The 14,888-nt window shown below is 66.4% G+C and carries 14 protein-coding genes; 4 read left to right on the top strand and 10 right to left on the bottom strand.

The annotated features are described in order from the left end of the window. Position 1 precedes the first annotated feature (1 nt). From hscB to uvrB, 6 genes are all read right to left on the bottom strand, one after another. Positions 2-511: a Fe-S protein assembly co-chaperone HscB gene (gene hscB / locus QTI17_RS10485; protein WP_286532962.1), complete on the bottom strand. Its 510-nt coding sequence runs from the start codon at positions 509-511 to the stop codon at positions 2-4. A gap of 146 nt (positions 512-657) precedes the next feature. Continuing rightward, positions 658-981: an iron-sulfur cluster assembly protein IscA gene (gene iscA, locus QTI17_RS10480; protein ID WP_286507593.1), complete on the bottom strand. Its 324-nt coding sequence runs from the start codon at positions 979-981 to the stop codon at positions 658-660. A gap of 1 nt (position 982) precedes the next feature. After that, a complete protein-coding gene (gene iscU / locus QTI17_RS10475) occupies positions 983-1,396 on the bottom strand; it encodes a Fe-S cluster assembly scaffold IscU (RefSeq protein WP_286532960.1) in 414 nt (137 codons plus the stop codon). Between the two features lie 19 nt (positions 1,397-1,415). After that, complete coding sequence (locus QTI17_RS10470; RefSeq protein ID WP_286532958.1) at positions 1,416-2,636, bottom strand: IscS subfamily cysteine desulfurase; 1,221 nt, start codon at positions 2,634-2,636, stop codon at positions 1,416-1,418. Positions 2,637-2,710: 74 nt separating this feature from the next. After that, positions 2,711-3,247, bottom strand: a complete 537-nt coding sequence (gene iscR / locus QTI17_RS10465; protein ID WP_158720462.1) for a Fe-S cluster assembly transcriptional regulator IscR — start codon at positions 3,245-3,247, stop codon at positions 2,711-2,713. Between the two features lie 275 nt (positions 3,248-3,522). Beyond that, positions 3,523-5,631: an excinuclease ABC subunit UvrB gene (uvrB, locus tag QTI17_RS10460; RefSeq protein WP_286532956.1), complete on the bottom strand. Its 2,109-nt coding sequence runs from the start codon at positions 5,629-5,631 to the stop codon at positions 3,523-3,525. 106 nt (positions 5,632-5,737) lie between these two features. Between uvrB and QTI17_RS10455 the strand changes: the two genes are divergently transcribed. The 4 genes from QTI17_RS10455 (at position 5,738) to QTI17_RS10440 (ending at position 9,753) form a co-directional block, all read left to right on the top strand. Then, the gene (locus QTI17_RS10455; protein WP_286532954.1) at positions 5,738-6,934 is read left to right on the top strand and encodes an amino acid aminotransferase; all 1,197 of its coding nucleotides are present in this window, start codon (positions 5,738-5,740) and stop codon (positions 6,932-6,934) included. Between the two features lie 140 nt (positions 6,935-7,074). Beyond that, the gene (locus QTI17_RS10450) at positions 7,075-8,493 is read left to right on the top strand and encodes a polyhydroxyalkanoate depolymerase (RefSeq protein WP_286532953.1); all 1,419 of its coding nucleotides are present in this window, start codon (positions 7,075-7,077) and stop codon (positions 8,491-8,493) included. A 4-nt stretch (positions 8,494-8,497) separates the two neighbouring features. Further along, on the top strand, positions 8,498-9,124 hold the full coding sequence (locus tag QTI17_RS10445; RefSeq protein WP_286532952.1) for an RnfABCDGE type electron transport complex subunit B: 627 nt from the start codon (positions 8,498-8,500) through the stop codon (positions 9,122-9,124). Then, complete coding sequence (locus QTI17_RS10440; protein ID WP_286532950.1) at positions 9,121-9,753, top strand: LysE family translocator; 633 nt, start codon at positions 9,121-9,123, stop codon at positions 9,751-9,753. Before QTI17_RS10445 ends, QTI17_RS10440 begins: the two co-directional genes overlap by 4 nt. 25 nt (positions 9,754-9,778) lie before the next feature. Here QTI17_RS10440 and QTI17_RS10435 read toward each other — a convergent pair whose 3' ends face one another. Genes QTI17_RS10435 through QTI17_RS10420 form a run of 4 tightly spaced genes read right to left on the bottom strand, consistent with a single transcriptional unit; the run spans position 9,779 to position 14,882 of the window. Then, a complete protein-coding gene (locus tag QTI17_RS10435; RefSeq protein WP_286532948.1) occupies positions 9,779-10,255 on the bottom strand; it encodes a VOC family protein in 477 nt (158 codons plus the stop codon). After that, positions 10,252-11,283 (bottom strand): biotin synthase BioB, encoded by a 1,032-nt coding sequence (bioB, locus tag QTI17_RS10430; protein ID WP_286532946.1) that lies wholly within the window; start codon positions 11,281-11,283, stop codon positions 10,252-10,254. The genes QTI17_RS10435 and bioB overlap by 4 nt, the downstream gene beginning before the upstream one ends. Then, the gene (locus QTI17_RS10425; protein ID WP_286532945.1) at positions 11,284-13,332 is read right to left on the bottom strand and encodes an acetyl-CoA carboxylase biotin carboxylase subunit; all 2,049 of its coding nucleotides are present in this window, start codon (positions 13,330-13,332) and stop codon (positions 11,284-11,286) included. A 17-nt stretch (positions 13,333-13,349) separates the two neighbouring features. Then, entirely contained in the window at positions 13,350-14,882 is a 1,533-nt protein-coding gene (locus QTI17_RS10420) for an acyl-CoA carboxylase subunit beta (RefSeq protein WP_286532943.1), read from the bottom strand. Between the last annotated feature and the right edge of the window lie 6 nt (positions 14,883-14,888).

Below are 14,888 nucleotides of genomic sequence, written 5' to 3'. Positions count from 1 at the left end.
TCTATTGGTCGACCTTGGCCTCGATGTCCTCGGCAAAGCGCTCGATGAACATGAGGGCTCTCACTTGGCGTGCCGCTTCTGCGTAGTCGCCCTTCTCGTCGATCAGCCAGTCGAGAGAAGACAGCGCGCGCGCGCGGGCCGCTTCGACTTCCGCGCGCAGCTTCTCGAACGCGGCCGCATCCTGGGCGTCGTCGAGCTCCTCGCGCCACGCCATCTGCTGCATCAGGAAGGCGGCCGGCATCGCCGTGTTGGTCTCGGCCTGGATCGGCGCGCCGTTCAGCTGGCACAGGTAGGTGGCCCGCTTGATCGGATTCTTGAGCCGCTGGTAGGCCTCGTTGATGCGCACCGACCACTGCATCGCCAGCCGCTGCGCCGCGCCGCCCTGCGCCGCGAAGCGGTCGGGATGGGCCTCGCGCTGCAGTTCCTTCCAGCGGGCGTCGAGCGCGCCGCGGTCCTGCGCGAACGTGGCAGGAACGGCGAAAAGCACGAAATCGGTGTCGTTTAGGTTCATAAGGCTGGGCGCCGGGCCGCCCCAAGGCCAGCCTGCGCCCCCTCGGGGGGCAGAGAGGACACGAAGTGCCGATCGTGGAGGCTCATCTCGTTAAAAAGCCGCCGACACATGGCTGTGGGCGGCTTGAGTGCATCGCACGCGGGGGCTCAGATGCGAAAACTCTCGCCGCAGCCGCAACGGTCGCGTTCGTTCGGGTTGTTGAACTTGAAGCCCTCGTTGAGGCCCTCGCGCACGAAGTCGAGCTGCGTGCCGTCGATATAGGCCAGGCTCTTCGGGTCGACCAGCACCTTGATGCCATGGTCTTCGAACACCACGTCTTCGGGCGCGAATTCGTCCACGTACTCGAGCTTGTAGGCCAGGCCCGAGCAGCCGGTGGTCTTGACGCCCAGCCGCACGCCCACGCCCTTGCCTCGTTTGCCGAGGTAGCGGGAGACGTGGCGCGCGGCCGATTCGGTCAGGGTCACAGCCATGTCAGTGAACGGATTCCGCCGCCGCGGCCGCGACGCCGTGTTTGGCCTTGTAGTCGCTGACAGCCGCCTTGATCGCGTCTTCGGCCAGGATCGAGCAGTGGATCTTGACCGGCGGCAGCGCCAGTTCTTCGGCGATCTGCGAATTCTTGAGCGCCGCCGCTTCGTCGAGCGTCTTGCCCTTGACCCACTCGGTCACGAGCGAGGACGAGGCGATCGCCGAGCCGCAGCCGTAGGTCTTGAAGCGCGCGTCTTCGATCACGCCGGTCTCGGGGTTGACCTTGATCTGCAGCTTCATGACGTCGCCGCAGGCCGGCGCGCCGACCATGCCGGTGCCGACCGAGTCGTCGCCCTTTTCGAAGGAGCCGACGTTGCGGGGATTTTCGTAGTGGTCAATGACCTTGGATGAGTAAGCCATGGGGTACCTCTTTGAATTTTCAGTGAGCCGACCACTGGATCGTGCTTATGTCGATGCCGTCCTTGAACATCTCCCACAGCGGGCTGAGTTCGCGCAGCTTGGCGACGTTGTGCCTGATGGTCGAGATCGCGTAGTCGATTTCTTCTTCGGTCGTGAAACGGCCGATGGTCATGCGCAGGCTGCTGTGGGCCAGTTCGTCGCTGCGGCCGAGTGCACGCAGCACGTAGCTGGGCTCCAGGCTGGCCGACGTGCAGGCCGAGCCGCTGGACACCGCCAGGCCCTTGATGCCCATGATCAGCGACTCGCCTTCGACGTAGTTGAAGCTGATGTTCAGGTTGTGCGGCACCCGGTGTTCGAGATTGCCGTTGATGAAGACCTGCTCGACGTCCTTCAGGCCGTCGAGCAGCCGCTTCTGCAGCGCGGTGGCCTTGGCGATGTCTTCCTTCATCTCGAGCTTGGCCAGGCGGAAAGCCTCGCCCATGCCGACGATCTGGTGCGTCGGCAGGGTGCCCGAGCGCATGCCGCGCTCGTGGCCGCCGCCGTGCATCTGGGCCTCGAGCCGCACGCGCGGCTTGCGCCGCACGTACAGCGCGCCGATGCCCTTGGGGCCGTAGGTCTTGTGCGAAGCCAGGCTCATGAGGTCGATCGGCAGCGTCTTGACGTCGATCTCGACCTTGCCCGTGGCCTGCGCCGCGTCGACGTGGAAGATCACGCCCTTCTCGCGGCAGATGTTGCCCAGCGCGACCACGTCCTGGATCACGCCGATCTCGTTGTTGACGAACATCACGCTCGCCAGGATGGTGTCGGGACGGATCGCGGCCTTGAACGCCTCGAGGTCGAGCAGTCCGTCTTCCTGGACGTCCAGGTAAGTCACTTCGAAGCCCTGGCGCTCGAGTTCGCGCATCGTGTCGAGCACCGCCTTGTGCTCGGTCTTGACCGTGATGAGGTGCTTGCCCTTGCCCTTGTAGAAATGCGCCGCGCCCTTCAGGGCGAGGTTGTTCGACTCGGTGGCGCCGGAAGTCCAGACGATCTCGCGCGGATCGGCACCGATCAGGTCGGCCACCTCGCCACGCGCCTTTTCGACGGCCTCCTCGGCCTCCCAGCCCCAGGCGTGGCTGCGCGACGCCGGATTGCCGAAATGCTCGCGCAACCAGGGAATCATGGCGTCGACGACGCGCGGATCCACTGGCGTGGTGGCGCCGTAGTCGAGGTAGATGGGGAAATGGGGGGTGACGTCCATGGCTGGCTCAGGCTGGCGTGGGGTTGATCGTTGTGTGTGGTGTTTCAACCGAGGCGCCCGAAGGCGCCGCCGGATCAGGATTTGGCGAAGGCGTTGCCCAGCGCGAACACCGAGTTCGGTGCATTGACGCGGATCGGCTTGACCACCGGCTGGGCCGAGATCGCCCGCTTGACGGCCGGCTTGTTCTCGATCTGCACGCCCTTGGCGATCTGGTCGTCGACCAGCTTCTGCAAGGTGACGGAGTCGAGGAACTCGACCATCCGCTGGTTCAACGAAGCCCACAGTTCGTGCGTCATGCAGCGTCCGGCCTCGCCGAGGCAGTTTTCCTTGCCGCCGCATTGGGTGGCGTCGATCGGCTCGTCGACCGAGACGATGATGTCGGCCACCGTGATGTCAGCCGCCTTGCGGCCGAGCGAATAGCCGCCGCCGGGGCCGCGGGTGGACTCCACCAGTTCATGGCGGCGCAGCTTGCCGAACAGCTGCTCCAGATAGGACAGCGAAATCTGCTGCCGTTGGCTGATCGCGGCCAGCGTGACCGGACCGGTGTTCTGGCGCAGTGCCAGATCGATCATGGCCGTAACCGCAAAGCGGCCTTTGGTAGTGAGACGCATCGCAAGCTCCTTGAGTGCTTACCGTGGAAAGGACACCGAACCCCCGGGGCTGCGGTGACGTCGTCTCCGCCCTGCACGACCCGGGTCCGATCGGTGAACCGAAAGGTTGGAGTCGCCCTTCATCGCGAAGTTCTTTTGTTCTTGAGTATTTCGGTCAAGTATAGCAGAAGCCCCTGCGGGCTGCTGGGGTAAACCCGGTGGCGGCCGGGGAGACCTGGTCAGTTGGGGACAGAGCAAAAACTGCTTCGCAGTTTCTTGGTCTGTCCCGCAAGGTCTCAGAGGGCAATGTTGTCGTGCCCGGAAGCCCCGAAAGCCTGCTCCCGGAGTTCCGCCAGCTGGTCGCGCACCCTCGCCGCCTTCTCGAACTCGAGGTTCCGGGCGTGCTCCAGCATGAGCTTCTCCAGCCGCTTGATCTCGCGCGCCACGTCCTTTTCGGACATGTCCTCGACCTTGGCGCGCTCCAGTTCGCGCTTGGCCGCCTCCTTGCCCGATTTCTCGCTGTAGACGCCGTCGATCAGGTCGCGCACCTGTTTCACGATGCTGCGCGGCGTGATGCCGTGGGTCTCGTTGTAGGCGATCTGGCGGGCCCGGCGCCGCTCGGTCTCGCCGATCGCCTTCTTCATCGAATCCGTCATCCGGTCGGCGTACAGGATCGCCTTGCCGTTCAGGTTGCGCGCGGCGCGGCCGATGGTCTGGATCAGGGAACGCTCAGCGCGCAGGAAGCCTTCCTTGTCGGCATCGAGGATCGCCACCAGCGAGACCTCGGGGATGTCCAGGCCTTCGCGCAGCAGGTTGATGCCGACCAGCACGTCGAAGCTGCCCAATCGGAGGTCGCGCAGGATCTCGACCCGCTCGACCGTGTCGATGTCGCTGTGCAGGTAGCGCACCTTGACGCCGTTGTCGCTCAGGTAGTCGGTCAGCTGCTCGGCCATGCGCTTGGTCAAGGTGGTGATCAGCACCCGCTCGTTCTTGTCGACCCGCAGGCGGATCTCCTGCAGCACGTCGTCGACCTGGTGGGTGGCGGGGCGGACCTCGACCTCGGGGTCGATCAGGCCGGTGGGGCGCACCAGCTGCTCCACCACGTTGCCGGCGTTGTCTTTCTCGTACTGCGCCGGGGTGGCCGAGACGAAGATGCACTGCCGCATCCGGGTCTCGAACTCCTCGAACTTGAGGGGGCGGTTGTCCAGCGCCGACGGCAGCCGGAAGCCGTACTCGACCAGCGTGGTCTTGCGCGCCCGGTCGCCGTTGTACATGCCGCCAAGCTGGCCGATCATCTGGTGGCTCTCGTCGAGGAACATCAGGGCGTCCTTCGGCAGGTAGTCGGTCAGCGTGGCCGGCGGCTCGCCGGGCGCGGCGCCCGAGAGATGCCGGGTGTAGTTCTCGATCCCCTTGCAGTGCCCGATCTCGGCCAGCATCTCGAGGTCGAAACGGGTGCGCTGCTCGATGCGCTGCGCCTCCACCAGCTTGCCCTCGGCGACGAAGAACTTGAGCCGCTCGTCGAGCTCGAGCTTGATGGTCTCGACCGCGCTGAGCACCTTGTCGCGCGGCGTCACGTAGTGGCTCGACGGATAGACCGTGAAGCGCGGGATCTTCTGCCGGATACGGCCGGTGAGCGGGTCGAACAGCTGCAGCGACTCGATCTCGTCGTCGAACAGCTCGATGCGGATCGCCAGTTCGCTGTGCTCGGCCGGGAAGACGTCGATGGTGTCGCCGCGCACCCGGAAGGTGCCGCGCGAGAAATCCTGCTCGTTGCGCGTGTACTGCATGCGGATCAGCCGCCCGATCACGTCGCGCTGACCGATCTTGTCGCCCTGGCGCATGATGAAGCGCATCTGCGTGTAGTCCTCGGGCGTGCCGATGCCGTAGATCGCGCTCACGGTCGCCACGATGACCGTGTCGCGGCGCTCCAGCACGCTCTTGGTGGCCGACAGGCGCATCTGCTCGATGTGCTCGTTGATCGAACTGTCCTTCTCGATGAACAGGTCGCGCTGGGGCACATAGGCCTCGGGCTGGTAGTAGTCGTAGTAGCTGACGAAGTACTCGACCGCGTTTTTCGGGAAGAATTCGCGGAATTCGCTGTAGAGCTGCGCCGCCAGGGTCTTGTTGGGCGCGAAGACGATCGCCGGGCGGCCCAGCCGGGCGATCACGTTGGCCATGGTGAAAGTCTTGCCGGAACCGGTCACGCCCAGCAGGGTCTGGAACACCTCGCCGTCCTGCACGCCCTCGACCAGCCCCGCGATCGCCTTCGGCTGGTCGCCGGCCGGCGGATAGGGCTGGAAAAGCTCGAACGGCGACCCGGGAAAGCTGACGAATTCGCCCGGCTTGTGCGGCCCCACCGGGTCGGCATGTTGCGGTTCGGGAATGACTTCTGAGGTTTCTGGCATGGCGTGGACGGCTGAAGCTGGTGGCGTGGCCGGTAAAATTCAAGCTAACCGGGCAGCGTAACGCAGGACCCGGCTTCACGTGAACCGCTCATCCAAAGGACTTTCCATGTCAATGTTCACCGCCGTCGAAATGGCGCCTCGCGACCCGATCCTGGGCCTCAACGAGCAATACGCAGCCGACGGCAATCCGAAAAAGGTCAATCTCGGCGTGGGCGTGTACTACGACGACAACGGCAAGCTGCCGCTCCTGAAGTGCGTGCAGGCCGCGGAAGAAGACATGATGAAGGCGCCCAGCGCCCGCGGCTACCTGCCGATCGACGGCATCGCCGCCTATGACAATGCGGTCAAGGGCCTGGTTTTCGGCGCCGACAGCGAACCCGTGAAATCCGGCCGCGTCGCCACCATCCAGGCCATCGGCGGCACCGGCGGCCTGAAGGTCGGCGCCGACTTCCTCAAGAAGCTCACCCCCGGCGCCAAGGTGCTGATCAGCGACCCGAGCTGGGAAAACCACCGCGCGCTGTTCACCAACGCCGGTTTCACGGTCGAGAGCTACCCCTACTACGACGCCGCCAAGCGCGGCATCGACTTCGAAGGCATGCTGGCGGCGCTCAAGGCAGCGCCGGCCGGCACCATCGTCGTGCTGCACGCCTGCTGCCACAACCCGACCGGCTACGACATCACGCCCGCCCAGTGGGACCAGGTCATCGCTGCGGTCAAGGCCGGCGGCCTGACCCCCTTCCTCGACATGGCCTACCAGGGCTTCGGCCACGGCATCCAGGAAGACGGCGCCGTGATCGGCAAGTTCGTCCAGGCCGGCCTGACCTTCTTCGTCTCGACCTCCTTCTCGAAGAGCTTCAGCCTGTACGGCGAGCGCGTGGGCGCCCTGTCGGTGCTGTGCGAGAACAAGGAAGAGGCCGCCCGCGTGCTGTCGCAGCTCAAGATCGCGATCCGCACCAACTACAGCAACCCGCCGATCCACGGCGGCGCGGTGGTGGCGGCCGTCCTCAACGACCCGGCACGGCGCGCCGTCTGGGAGGCCGAACTGGCCGAAATGCGCGTGCGAATCAAGGCCATGCGCCAGAAGCTGGTCGACGGCCTGAAGGCCGCCGGCGTGAAGCAGGACATGGGCTTCATCACCTCGCAGATCGGGATGTTCAGCTATTCGGGCTTGACCAAGGACCAGATGGTTCGCCTGCGCGAGGAGTTCGGGGTCTACGGCACCGACACCGGCCGGATGTGCGTGGCGGCGCTCAACAGCAAGAACATCGACTACGTCTGCGAGAGCATCGCCAAGGTGCTCTGACGGCGGTTCCGGCCGTTCGCGGCGCCCTGCCGGCGCCGTTGCCGTGAAGATGTCACACAGGCGCCCCCGAGTGGGGCGCCCCCTCTATTTTGGAGGGGGAGCTGCTGATATATTGCATTGCAACAACTCTCAGGCTCCCGATGCTTTACCAACTCTACGAAGCGCAGCGCTCCCTCATGGAGCCGTTCGCCGACTTCGCACAGGCCGCTTCCAAACTCTACGGCCAAAGCGCGGCATTCGGACAGGCGCCGCTGGCACAGCGCATCGCGGCCGGCTACGACCTCCTGTACCGACTGGGCAAGGACTACGAAAAGCCGGAATTCGGCATCAAGACCGTCAAGGTCGATGGCCACGACGTGGTGATCCATGAAAGCGTCGAACTCGAGAAGCCGTTCTGCAAGCTGCGCCGCTTCAAGCGCTTCACCGACCAGCCGGAAACCCTGAAGACGCTCAAGAGCCAGCCGGTGGTGCTGGTGGTGGCGCCGCTGTCGGGCCACTATGCGACCTTGCTGCGCGATACGGTGCGCGCCCTGCTGCAGGGCCACAAGGTTTACATCACCGACTGGACCAACGCCCGGCTGGTGCCGCTGTCCGAAGGCAAGTTCCGTCTCGACGACTACGTCAACTACGTCGAGGAGTTCATCCGCTACCTGCAGACCGAATACGGCAACTGCCATGTCATCAGCGTCTGCCAGCCGACGGTGCCGGTGCTGGCGGCGGTGTCGCTGATGGCCAGCCGCGGCGAGCAGATTCCGCTGTCGATGACCATGATGGGCGGTCCGATCGACGCCCGCAAGTCGCCGACCGCGGTCAACAACCTGGCGATGAACAAGAGCTTCGAGTGGTTCGAAAACAACGTCATCTACCGCGTGCCGGACGGCTTCCCGGGTACCGGACGCCGCGTCTATCCGGGCTTCCTGCAGCACACCGGCTTCGTCGCGATGAACCCGGAAAACCATGCCAGCAGCCACTACGACTACTTCAAGAACCTGATCAAGGGCGATGACGCGAGCGCCGAGGCGCACCGCAAGTTCTACGACGAGTACAACGCCGTGCTCGACATGGACGCCGACTACTACCTGGACACCATCCGCACCGTGTTCCAGCAGTTCGACCTGGTGAACGGCACCTGGCAGGTGACCAACCCCCAGGGCGAGCGCGAACTGGTGCGCCCGCAGGACATTCGAGGCATCGGCCTCTTGACGATCGAAGGCGAGCTGGACGACATCTCGGGCTCCGGCCAGACGCGCGCGGCGCACGACCTCTGCACCGGCGTCATCGACAGCGAGCAGCACCACTACGAGGTCAAGGGCGCGGGCCACTACGGCATCTTCAGCGGTCGCCGCTGGCGCGAACTGGTCTACCCTGAAGTCCAGGCCTTCATTGCCCAGCACGACAAGCCCCAGAAGCGCGCGGGGCCGCCGGTGCCGGTCGCCGAAGACATGGTGCGGCCGGCAACGGCAAGGAAGGCGACGCGCAGCGCCGAGCCCGCCACCGCCGCAGCACGCAAGAAGGCGCCCGCCACGCAGACGAAGCGGGTGGCGCGCAAATCCGCCTGAGGCCGTGAACCCGCGCGCTGCCGCCCTGCTGGACGCCCTGCCGCAGACGCAGTGCACCCGTTGCGGCTACCCCGACTGCGCCGGCTACGCCGAAGCCATCGCGGCCGGCCAGGCCGACATCAACCAATGCCCGCCCGGAGGCGCCGAGGGCGTGCAGCGGCTGTCCGCCCTGACCGGCCGGCCCGCCCGGGCCCTCGACCCGCAGTTCGGCATCGAGCTGCCGCGCACCCTGGCGGTCATCGACGAGGCCTGGTGCATCGGCTGCACCCTGTGCCTCGATGCCTGCCCGACCGATGCCATCGTCGGCATCCACAAGCGCATGCACACCGTCATCGACGCCCATTGCACGGGCTGCGAGCTGTGCATTCCCGCCTGCCCGGTCGACTGCATCTCGCTGGAGACGGTCACGCCGGGCCGCACCGGATGGCAGGCCTGGTCGCAGACGCAGGCCGACCACGCGCGTGCGCGCTACGCGTCGCACGCCGCCCGGCAGCCCTCAGGCGCGGCTTCGGCCGTGCCTCAGAGCGAGGCGCCGGCCGCGGCACCCGAGGCGGCCGACCGCAAGCGCTCGATCATCGAGGCAGCGCTGGCGCGGGCCCGTGCCGCCGCCAGCCAGCGCCGCGCGCCATGAGCCTCGACACCCTGCTGCTCTACGCGCTGGCCTCTGTCGCGCTCGCCATCACGCCGGGGCCGACCATGCTGCTGGCGCTCTCCAACGGCATCTCGGGCGGCATGCGCGCGGCCGCCTGGGGCATCGCCGGGGCGTCGATCGGCAGTTGCGTCGTGATCACGACGGTGGCGCTGGGACTGGGCTCGCTGCTGGCGGCGTCCGAATGGCTCTTCAATGCGATTCGCGTCGCCGGCGTGCTCTACCTGGTCTGGCTCGGCGTCAAGCTCTGGCGCACGCCGCCGGCGGATGTCGGCGCGGCGCTGGCCGTGTCGGCGGACCCGCCGCTGCGCGGCCGGCTGGCGCTGCTGCGCAGCCTGGCGGTGGCGCTGTCGAATCCGAAGTCGCTGCTTTTCTTCGCGGCCTTCCTGCCTCAGTTCGTCGACATCGCCCATCCGCAGGGGCCCCAGTACCTGGTGCTGGGCGTCATCTTCGTCTGCATCGACACGCTGGTGATGCTGAGCTATGCCACCGCCGGCACCCAGGCCGTCCGCTGGCTTTCGCAGCGCAGCCTGCGCGCGCTCAACCGCGGCTGTGCAGTCGGCATGTGGCTGCTGGCCGCCACGCTGGCGATCTGGCGACGCCCCGGGTAGGTGTTGCTCGCTCCCGGCCAGGGCGTCAGCCGCCGGACAACGCCGCGAAGGCGGTCACTACCTCCGGGGGAGCCTGCACCATTTCGATGAGGACGCCCTCGCCCGCAATCGGGAATTCGTCGTTGCTCTTCGGATGCAGGAAGCAGATGTCGAAACCGGCCGCGCCCTTGCGGATGCCGCCGGGCGCGAAGCGAACGCCCTGGGCCGTGAGCCATTCGACGGCCTTGGGCAGGTCGTCGATCCACAGGCCGACGTGATTCAGCGGCGTGGTGTGGACCGCCGGCTTCTTCTCGGGGTCGAGTGGCTGCATCAGGTCGACCTCGACCTTGAAGGGGCCGCTGCCGATCGCGCAGATGTCTTCGTCGACGTTCTCGCGCTCGCTCTTGAAGGTGCCGGTGACCTCCAGGCCCAGCATGTCGACCCACAGCTTCTGCAGCCGGGTCTTGTCCGGCCCGCCGATCGCGATCTGCTGGATGCCCAGCACCTTGAATGGACGCGTCATGCGCATGCTCCTTGTTCGGTGGTCGAACGGGCCTTGAGGCCCAGCCTGGCCAGCAGCTGGACGTCGGCCTCGACATCGGGGTTGCCCGTAACCAGCAGCTTGTCGCCGTAGAAGATCGAATTGGCCCCGGCCAGGAAGCACAGCGCCTGCACCGCATCGCCGAGTTGCTGGCGACCCGCGGACAGCCGCACGCGTGCCTTCGGCATCGTGATGCGGGCGACGGCGATCATGCGGACGAAGTCCAGCGGATCGATGGGCGGCGCATCGGCCAGCGGTGTGCCGGGCACGCGCACCAGGCTGTTGATCGGCACCGACTCCGGATACGGATCGAGGTTGGCGAGCTGGGCGATCAGGCCCGCCCGGTGCACCGGCGCCTCGCCCATGCCGACGATGCCGCCGCAGCAGACGCTGATGCCGGCGGCGCGCACGTGGGCCAGCGTATCGAGCCGGTCCTGGTAGGTGCGGGTGTCGACGATGTCGGTGTAGTACTCGGGCGCCGTGTCGAGGTTGTGGTTGTAGTAGTCGAGCCCGGCCGCCTTGAGCTGCAGCGCATGCTGCGGCTCGAGCATGCCGAGCGTGGCGCAGGTCTGCAGGCCCAGGCCCTTGACGGCCTCGACCAGCACCGCGATCTTCTCGACGTCGCGATCCTTGGGCGCGCGCCAGGCGGCGCCCATGCAGAAGCGCGTGGCGCCGGCGTCCCTGGCGGCCTGGGCGGCGCGCAGCACCTCGTCGACCTCCATCAGCTTCTGCGCCTTGACGCCGGTGTCGAACTCGGCCGACTGCGGGCAATAGCCGCAGTTCTCGGGACAGCCGCCGGTCTTCACCGACAGCAGCGTGGCGAGCTCGATGTCGCCGTCGGGGAAATGGGCGCGGTGCACCGCCTGGGCCTCGAACAGCAGGTCGTTGAAGGGCTTGTCGAGCAGGGCCTGCACGGCCTCCATCGACCATGGCCCGGCCGGTGCCAGCGGCGGCGGCGCCGGGCGATGCAGGGTGACGGCCTTGGCCGTCGACAGGTCGTTAGCCCCCATCTATGCAAACTCCATGATGATCTGGTCGACCGCCAGCGATTCGCCCCTGGCCGCCGCGATGTGGCCGACCACGCCGTCCTGCGTCGCGAACAGCACGTTCTCCATCTTCATCGCCTCGATGACGGCGAGCTTCTCGCCGGCCTGCACTTGCTGGCCAGGCTGGACCGAGACCTCGACCAGGAGGCCAGGCATCGGCGACATCAGGAACTTGCTCAGGTCCGGCGGCGCCTTGTAGGGCATCAGCGAGAGCAGCTGCGCGCCCAGCGGCGACAGCACCATCGCCTCGATCTGCGTGCCGTTGTGCGACACCCGCAATGCCAGCGGGTTCTTGCCCGCGCCGCGCTCGACCTGCGCGGTGAAGGTGCGGCCGTTGACCAGGCCATCGACCCGGATGTTCCCGAGCTGTGCGCGGCTGTCGATCTTGTAGCTGTTGCTGCCGACCGTCACCGCGCTGGAGCCGGTCTGACCATGGAAGTCGGTGACCGACACCGACTTGTGGACATGCTGGCCCCGCGCGTCCAGCACGACCACGACGAACTGTTCGCCGACCTTCACGCCGTGTCCGTCGAGCTGGCCGCTGATGCCCGACGCGCGCGCCCGGTAGCGTCGATGCACGAAGGCCGCCAGCGCGACCAGGAAATCGGGATCGTCGTGCGGCACGTCCTCGGCATGGAAGCCCTTGCCGTAGTGCTCGGCGATGAAGCCGGTGTTGAAGTCGCCGCTGACGAACTTGGGATGGGCCAGCAGCGCCGCCTGGAACGGGATGTTGCTGCTGATGCCGCGGATCACGAAGCCGTTGAGCGCCTCGCGCATCAGCGCGATGGCGTGGGCGCGGTCGCGGCCATGGACGATCAGCTTGGCGATCATCGAGTCGTAGAACATCGGAATCTCGCCGCCGTCGTAGACGCCGGTGTCGACCCGCACGCCGTACAGGTGCTCGGTGTCGGCGGAGAACATGGTCTCCTTCGGGGGCTGGAAGCGCACCAGCCGGCCGGTCGAGGGCAGGAAGTTGCGGAACGGGTCTTCGGCGTTGATGCGGCATTCGATCGCCCAGCCCTCGCGCTTGACGTCCTTCTGCGCCAGCGGCAGCTTCTCGCCGGCGGCGACGCGGATCATCAGCTCGACCAGGTCCAGGCCGGTGATCGCCTCGGTCACCGGGTGCTCGACCTGCAGCCGGGTGTTCATTTCCAGGAAGTAGAAGCTCTGGTCCTTGCCGACCACGAACTCCACCGTGCCCGCGCTCTGGTACTTCACGGCCTTGGCCAGTGCCACGGCCTGCTCGCCCATCGCCTTGCGCGTGGCGTCGCTGATGAAGGGCGACGGCGCCTCCTCGATCACCTTCTGGTGGCGGCGCTGGATCGAGCATTCGCGCTCGTTCAGGTAGATCACGTTGCCGTGCGCGTCGCCCAGCACCTGGATCTCGATGTGTCGCGGCTCCTCGACGAACTTCTCGATGAAGACACGGTCGTCGCCGAAGCTGTTGCGGGCCTCGTTGCGGCACGAGGTGAAGCCCTCGAAAGCTTCCTTGTCATTGAAGGCCACGCGCAGGCCCTTGCCGCCGCCGCCGGCCGAGGCCTTGATCATCACCGGGTAGCCGATGTCCTTGGCGATCTGCACCGCGCGCTCGGCGCTCTCGATGGCGTCGTTCCAGCCGGGAATGGTGTTGACCTTGGCTTCGTTGGCGAGCTTCTTCGAGGCGATCTTGTCGCCCATCGCGGCGATCGAATAGTGCTTCGGGCCGATGAAGACGATGCCCTCCTCCTCGACCTTGCGCGAGAAGGCCTCGTTCTCGGACAGGAAGCCGTAGCCGGGGTGCACGGCCTCGGCGCCGCTCGCCTTGCAGGCGGCGATGATGCGATCGGCCTGCAGGTAGCTGTCGCGGCTGGCCGAGCCGCCGATGTGCACCGCCTCGTCGGCCAGTTCGACATGGCGCGCGTCCTTGTCGGCATCGGAATAGACGGCAACGGTGAGGATGCCCATCTTCTTCGCCGTCTTGATGACGCGGCAAGCGATCTCGCCGCGGTTGGCGATCAGGATTTTCTTGAACATGTTGTTGTTCTCCGGTCTCAGAGCGGAATGTTGCCGTGCTTGCGCCACGGGTTTTCGAGTTTCTTCTCGCGCAGCATCACCAGGCTGCGGCAGATCCGCTTGCGGGTCTCGCTCGGCAGGATCACGTCGTCGATGTAGCCGCGCGTGCCGGCCACGTACGGGTTGGCGAAGCGCGCCTTGTATTCGGCCTCGCGCGCGGCGAGCTTCTCGGGGTCGTTCTTGTCTTCGCGGAAGATGATCTCGACCGCGCCCTTGGCCCCCATCACCGCGATCTCGGCGCGCGGCCAGGCCAGGTTGACGTCGCCGCGCAGGTGCTTCGAGGCCATCACGTCGTAGGCGCCGCCGTAGGCCTTGCGCGTGATGACGGTGATCTTCGGCACCGTGCACTCGGCGTAGGCGTAGAGCAGCTTGGCGCCGTGCTTGATGATGCCGCCGTACTCCTGGCTGGTGCCGGGCATGAAGCCGGGCACGTCGACGAAGGTCACGACCGGGATGTTGAAGGCGTCGCAGAAGCGCACGAAGCGCGCCGCCTTGATCGACGACTTGATGTCCAGGCAGCCCGCCAGCACCAGCGGCTGGTTGGCGACGATGCCGATGCTCTGGCCCTCCATGCGGGCGAAGCCGATGACGATGTTCTTCGCGTAGTCGGGCTGGAGCTCGAAGAAGTCGCCGTCGTCGACCACCTTCACGATCAGCTCCTTCATGTCGTAGGGCTTGTTGGGGTTGTCGGGCACCAGGGTGTCGAGCGACAGGTCGGCGCGCTCGGCCGGGTCGCCGCTGGGCCGCACCGGCGCTTTCTCGCGGTTGTTGAGCGGCAGGTAGTTGTAGAGCCGGCGCAGCATCATCAGCGCCTCGACGTCGTTCTCGAACGCCATGTCGGCGACACCGCTCTTGGTGGTGTGGGTGGAGGCGCCGCCGAGCTCTTCGGCGGTGACGTCCTCGTGGGTCACGGTCTTCACCACCTCGGGGCCGGTGACGAACATGTAGCTGCTGTCCTTCACCATGAAGATGAAATCGGTCATGGCCGGCGAATAGACGGCGCCGCCGGCGCAGGGCCCCATGATCATGCTGATTTGCGGCACCACGCCCGAAGCCATCACGTTGCGCTGGAAGACCTCGGCATAGCCGCCGAGCGACGCCACGCCCTCCTGGATGCGGGCGCCGCCCGAATCGTTGAGACCGATCACCGGCGCGCCGACCTTCATGGCCTGGTCCATCACCTTGCAGATCTTCTCGGCGTGGGCTTCGCTGAGCGCGCCGCCGAAGACCGTGAAGTCCTGGCTGAAGACGAACACCAGGCGGCCGTTGATCATGCCGTAGCCGGTGACCACGCCGTCGCCCGGGATCTTGTTGTCGGCCATGCCGAAGTCGCTCGAGCGGTGCTCGACGAACATGTCCCATTCTTCGAAGGTGTTGTCGTCGAGCAGCAGCGCGATGCGCTCGCGCGCCGTCAGCTTGCCCTTGGCATGCTGGGCGTCGATACGCTTCTGGCCACCGCCGAGCCGCGCCTGGGCGCGGCGATTTTCGAGTTGTTCGAGGATTTCTTTCATGACGTT

It is taken from the genome of Variovorax sp. J31P179, from assembly GCF_030316985.1.
GTDB classification, from domain to species: Bacteria; Pseudomonadota; Gammaproteobacteria; order Burkholderiales; family Burkholderiaceae_C; genus Variovorax; species Variovorax ginsengisoli_B.
The sequence above is the reverse complement of the archived record's forward strand: the minus strand, read 5'-3'. Positions and strand labels throughout refer to the sequence as shown.

Bases quoted from the DNA above. Each gene is read 5' to 3' on its own strand.
- QTI17_RS10425 (WP_286532945.1), bottom strand. From the start codon at position 13,332: ATGTTCAAGAAAATCCTGATCGCCAACCGCGGCGAGATCGCTTGCCGC.
- QTI17_RS10435 (WP_286532948.1), bottom strand. From the start codon at position 10,255: ATGACGCGTCCATTCAAGGTGCTGGGCATCCAGCAGATCGCGATCGGC.
- QTI17_RS10470 (WP_286532958.1), bottom strand. From the start codon at position 2,636: ATGGACGTCACCCCCCATTTCCCCATCTACCTCGACTACGGCGCCACC.
- iscR (WP_158720462.1), bottom strand. From the start codon at position 3,247: ATGCGTCTCACTACCAAAGGCCGCTTTGCGGTTACGGCCATGATCGAT.
- QTI17_RS10440 (WP_286532950.1), top strand. From the start codon at position 9,121: ATGAGCCTCGACACCCTGCTGCTCTACGCGCTGGCCTCTGTCGCGCTC.
- QTI17_RS10455 (WP_286532954.1), top strand. From the start codon at position 5,738: ATGTCAATGTTCACCGCCGTCGAAATGGCGCCTCGCGACCCGATCCTG.
- iscA (WP_286507593.1), bottom strand. From the start codon at position 981: ATGGCTGTGACCCTGACCGAATCGGCCGCGCGCCACGTCTCCCGCTAC.
- QTI17_RS10450 (WP_286532953.1), top strand. From the start codon at position 7,075: ATGCTTTACCAACTCTACGAAGCGCAGCGCTCCCTCATGGAGCCGTTC.
- iscU (WP_286532960.1), bottom strand. From the start codon at position 1,396: ATGGCTTACTCATCCAAGGTCATTGACCACTACGAAAATCCCCGCAAC.
- hscB (WP_286532962.1), bottom strand. From the start codon at position 511: ATGAACCTAAACGACACCGATTTCGTGCTTTTCGCCGTTCCTGCCACG.
- QTI17_RS10420 (WP_286532943.1), bottom strand. From the start codon at position 14,882: ATGAAAGAAATCCTCGAACAACTCGAAAATCGCCGCGCCCAGGCGCGG.
- bioB (WP_286532946.1), bottom strand. From the start codon at position 11,283: ATGGGGGCTAACGACCTGTCGACGGCCAAGGCCGTCACCCTGCATCGC.
- uvrB (WP_286532956.1), bottom strand. From the start codon at position 5,631: ATGCCAGAAACCTCAGAAGTCATTCCCGAACCGCAACATGCCGACCCG.